The 4,717-nt window shown below is 70.3% G+C and carries 4 protein-coding genes and 1 pseudogene; all 5 read left to right on the top strand.

Features of this window, described 5'->3' with window-relative positions:
* Positions 1 to 483: pseudogene (locus AC1DU6_RS20400) on the top strand (hypothetical protein); the annotation flags it as partial.
* Between the two features lie 31 nt (positions 484 to 514).
* Positions 515 to 2,383, top strand: a complete 1,869-nt coding sequence (locus AC1DU6_RS20405; RefSeq protein ID WP_477859197.1) for a phage tail sheath family protein — start codon at positions 515 to 517, stop codon at positions 2,381 to 2,383.
* A gap of 13 nt (positions 2,384 to 2,396) precedes the next feature.
* Complete coding sequence (locus AC1DU6_RS20410) at positions 2,397 to 2,840, top strand: phage tail protein (RefSeq protein ID WP_056197049.1); 444 nt, start codon at positions 2,397 to 2,399, stop codon at positions 2,838 to 2,840.
* A 13-nt stretch (positions 2,841 to 2,853) separates the two neighbouring features.
* Positions 2,854 to 4,347: a hypothetical protein gene (locus AC1DU6_RS20415; protein WP_477859198.1), complete on the top strand. Its 1,494-nt coding sequence runs from the start codon at positions 2,854 to 2,856 to the stop codon at positions 4,345 to 4,347.
* A partial coding sequence (locus AC1DU6_RS20420; protein ID WP_477859200.1) for a phage tail protein occupies positions 4,344 to 4,717 on the top strand: 374 nt, incomplete at its 3' end. The genes AC1DU6_RS20415 and AC1DU6_RS20420, both read left to right, overlap by 4 nt.

The raw sequence follows: 4,717 nt of genomic DNA on the forward strand, positions 1-4,717 counted from the left end.
CGTCGTTTCACGTTGGCATTGCCCCGTTCGCCACTCCCAGCTGCACCGGCTGAAACGGCTCCGCTGTTCGAAGCCGCCACCATCACCCTCGACCCCACCACCGCCACCGCTCTCCTCCCCACATGGGCCGCCCTGCGCCTGAGCGTGCGCCGCGCTGGCGCGCCCGCGGCGCAGGCGGCCATCCGCGTGCACCGCAGCGGCAGCGAGGCCGTGCTCGGTCGCGGCATGACGGACGTGCGCGGCGAGGCGTTGGTGGCTGTCGTCGGCGTGGCGCAGATCACGCCCGGCGCCGAGGAACTGGTGGTCGAGACCGAGATCGCCGTCGACATCRTCGTCAGCGCCGACACCACGCTGGCGCCCGGCGCCCTCGTCGACCCCGACCTGCTGGCCGACCGCCCCCTGGGCGCCGGTTTCTCTCGACTCATCGTGCCGCGCAACCTCGCCAGCGGCCGCATCGAAGTGATGAACCTGACGCTCCCCTGAGCCCTGCTTGACCGATTGAAGGAGGCACACCATGCCCGAATACCTCGCCCCAGGCGTGTACGTGGAAGAAACCAGCTTTCGAGCCAAGTCCATCGAAGGCGTGGGCACGAGCACCACGGCCTTCGCCGGCCCCACGCGCAAGGGCCCCATCGCCACGGCCGAGCTGCTGCCCGAGATCCTGACCAGCTTCGCCGACTTCGAGCGCATCTACGGCGGCACGGCCAATCTCGACCTGCAGGCCGACGCGATCAACTTCCTGGCGCATGCCGTGCGGGCCTATTTCAACGAGGGCGGTTCGCGGCTCTATGTGGCGCGCGTGTTCCTGGCGCGCGGCGCCAACGACTCCGGCCTGGCAAGCACGGCCGACCTGCGCCCCGCCGCCGTCGCGCCCGCGGTACTGGCGGCGGAGGACGACACCAACCGCATCCGCTTCGTCGCCCGCTTCCCGGGCGCCAGTGGCAACGGCGCCGTGCCCACCCGTGAGCAGTCCCAGCTGCGCGGCATCCAGACGCGGGAAATCATCGCGCCCGCCCCGCAGCGCGTGCTGGACAGCACGCCCCTGGGCTCGCTGGCCCGCAGCGGTGTGGCCGCGCCCCACAGCTACTTCGTCAAGCGTGCCGATGGCTGGCATGCGCTCACCGACGCCGGCGATGGTGCCGTCACCGCACCCGACGCTGCCGCCCAGGCCGCCATCGCCGCCGCCGGCAACCAGGCCCAGCGCGACGCCGCGGCAGCCCTGCTCGCCTCCGTCTCGCTGATCACGCTGGCCGTCATTGCGACCGACGCCGATGGCGGCAGCCTGGCCATCGACGACCTCGGCTACGACCGCGGCCACCCACGCTGGCTCGGCACCGTGATGCCGCCGCAACCCAACCGCCGCGTCGACCAGATCGAGAACCTCTACGCCGCCAACCTCGGCAGCGCCGTCAACGCCTTCCAGCTGCTCGCCGCCTTGTTCCCGACCGCCGCCAACGCCACCGGCCGCCGCGGCTCCTTCGCGTTGACCGGCGGCAACGACGGCGCCGAGCCCATGGACGCCAGCTACATCGGCGCCTTCGCCGCCTTGGCCAAGCTCGACGACATCGCCATCGTCGCCGCGCCCGGCTCCAGTGCCTACGCCGCCCGAGATGCCATCCGCAACTCGCTGATCACCCACGCCGAAGGCCGGCGCATGTACCGCATCGCCGTGCTCGACACCAACACCGGCCTCAACGCCGGTGCCGCGCGCGAAGCCCGCGCCACCATCGACAGCAAGTACGCCGCGATGTACTACCCCTGGGTCGTCATCGCCAACCCCAATGCACGCCCCGGCCGCGACGACATCCCGCGCGAGATCGCGCTGCCGCCTTCGGGTTTCGTCTGCGGCATCTACGCGCGCAACGATATCGAGCGCGGCGTCTTCAAGGCACCGGCCAACGAGGTCGTGCGCGGCGCGCTGCGCTTCGAGCGTGATGTGAGCTTCGGCGAGCAGGAGGTGCTCAACCCGCTGGGCGTCAACTGCCTGCGCTATTTCCCGGGCCGCGGCTACCGCGTCTGGGGCGCGCGCATGGCCAGCAGCGACCCCGAATGGAAATACGTCAACGTGCGGCGTTATTTCAACTACCTGGAAGCCTCCATCGACCGCAGCACCCAGTGGGCCGTGTTCGAGCCCAATGGAGAGCGCCTGTGGGCCAATATCCGCGAAACCATCGCGCAGTTCCTCTACAACGAGTGGCGCAATGGCGCCCTGCTGGGCGGCAAGGCCGAGGAGGCCTATTTCGTGCGCTGCGACCGCTCGACGATGACGCAGAACGACCTGGACAACGGCCGCCTGGTCTGCCAGATCGGCGTCGCGGCGCTCAAGCCGGCCGAGTTCGTGATCTTCCGCATCGGCCAGAAGACCGCCGATTCCCGCGACTGATTAGGAGCAGCTCATGGCACGCAAAGTCCCTTACGGCGCCTTCAACTTCCTCGTCAACTTCGACGGCGCGGAAGCCTTCGGCGGCTTCTCCGACGTCTCCGGCCTCGGCTCGGAAATCACCGTGGCCGAGTACCGCTACGGCAACGACGCGGAGAACCATGTGCGCAAGATCCCCGGCGTCCACAAGGTCGGCGACGTGACGCTCAAGCGCGGCATCATCAGCTCCAAGTCCCTGTGGGACTGGGTCAAGGAAACGCGCACCACCGGCGTCAACGCGCAGAAGAACATCTCCATCACCCTGCTCGACGAGGCCCGCAACCCGGTGCAGGTCTGGCTGCTGCGCAACGCCATCCCGCTCAAGTACACCGGCCCGACGCTGGCCGCCAAGGGCGGCGGCGACGTGGCCATGGAAGAGCTGGTGCTGTCGTCCGAAGGCCTGGAGATCGAGGCCGCGTGAGCGGGCCGCTTCCATGTACGGACTGAGCTTCGAGTCGACCCGCCCCGTCGAGCGCCCGCATCCGGCCCGCGCCGACATCGCGCTGTTCGTGGGCTGGACGACGCGCCGCGCCGGCGTGGCGCTGCCGCGGGCGATGTCGGATTGGTTGAATGCGCGGGGCTTCAAGGACGCCGCCGTGCGCGAGGCCCTGCTCGGCATGCCGGCGCCCATTGACACGTGGGAAGCCTTCGACAGCCTGTTCGACTGGCATGCCCGGCCGGTTCAGGGCCGCAGCGAACTGGCCGATGACTGGCTGGGCCTGGCGGTGCGCGACTTCTTCGCCAACGGCGGGCGCAAGGCTTATGTGCTGTGCCTGGGCCTGCCCTGGCCGCTGGGCTCGACACCCGCCGTGACGCTGTTCGACGCGCTGGATGTCGCCATGCAGCAGGCCTGGACGCTTGAGGACGTCAGCTTCGTGCTGGCGCCCGACCTGCCCGAGCTGCACGCGAATCTGAACCAGCCTCCCATCCCCGGCGACCCAGGCGTGGCTGCCGTCGTGCCCGAAGTCTTTGTCGAATGCGGCACGCCCACCTTCGCGACGCCGCCCACCAACGGCGTGCGGCAACTTGCGGCGCCGCGGCTGTCCGACGCGGCCTTCGAACTCTGGAACAGCAATGTGCTGAGGCTGCGCAACACGCTCGCGCGACAGCGCCGCGACCTGATGCTGCTCGTCGCCGCGCCGCTGGCCGCCCGCGACACCCAGGCCGCGCGCCAGCTCAGCGCCGCCATCACGCTGCAGACCAGCATGGTGGAGTGCGCCACGCCCTGGCTGCTGCCACTGCGCGAGGTGCGCACACCCGAAGGCCTGATCCCGCCCGATGGCGCGCTGGCCGGCCTGATCGCCGCTTCGGTGCTGGCCAATGGCCCGGTACGGCCGGCGGCAGGCCAGGCGCCCATGGGCGTCCTCGCCGTCCATCCGCAACCACGCGATGAGGAGCTGCGTTCGCCCCAGCGCGGCCAGTTCGCCGGCTATCTGTCTAGGCTCGACAGCCGCCGCAGCGGCTGGCCGCTGGCCGAGACCTTCGCCCTCTTCGGCCCCACGGCCAACGGCATCCGCCTGCTCAGCGACCCGTCGCTGAGCGCCGTGCGCGAATGGCGCAGCGCCGGCGTCGTGCGCCTGCTGGGCCAGTTGCTGCGCACGGCCCGCATGGTCGGCGCGACGCTCGTCTTCGAGACCTCCGGCGAAGCCCTGTGGGCACGGGTGCGCAGCCGTTTCGAAGACATGCTGGCCAGCTACTGGCAGGCCGGCGCCCTGCGCGGCGCCACCGCGGCCGAGGCTTTCAGCGTGCGCTGCGACCGCAGCGTGATGACTCAGAGCGACCTCGACGCTGGCCGAGTCATCGTGCTGGTGCAGTTCGCGCCGCAAGCCGCCATCGAACACATCCGCATCGAGCTGGCGCTGGCCGAGGACGGCAGCGTCAACTGGCAGGACGCCGAACCCCTCGCCCACACCGCGGAGGCCGCATGAGCGCAGACGCACGCGCTGCGCCGATCGGCGTGTTCAATTTCCACGTGTCGTTCAGCCGCGACCCGGTGGATGGCAGTGGCGGCGACGACGCCACGCTCTGCCAGGGCGCCTTCAGCGAGCTGACCGGCCTGGAAGCCACGATGGAGCCGCGCAGCATCCGCGAAGGCGGCCGCAACTGGGGCAGCGTGCAGCGCCCCGGCGGCGTCAATTTCGCCACCGTCGTGCTCAAGCGCGGCATCACCCGCTCGCGCGACCTCTGGCAATGGTTCGAGCTGCTGGGCCAGGGGGGTTATGTGAACCGCCTCAAGGCCGAGATCGAGATCCGCAGCACGACCGGCGAGCGTGTCATGGGCTGGACCCTGCGCCGCGC

The sequence above is a fragment of the Roseateles sp. P5_B10 genome, assembly GCF_056400485.1.

Excerpts from the sequence above, each read along its gene's own strand:
- AC1DU6_RS20405 (WP_477859197.1), top strand. The coding sequence starts at position 515 with ATGCCCGAATACCTCGCCCCAGGCGTGTACGTGGAAGAAACCAGCTTT.
- AC1DU6_RS20410 (WP_056197049.1), top strand. The coding sequence starts at position 2,397 with ATGGCACGCAAAGTCCCTTACGGCGCCTTCAACTTCCTCGTCAACTTC.
- AC1DU6_RS20415 (WP_477859198.1), top strand. The coding sequence starts at position 2,854 with ATGTACGGACTGAGCTTCGAGTCGACCCGCCCCGTCGAGCGCCCGCAT.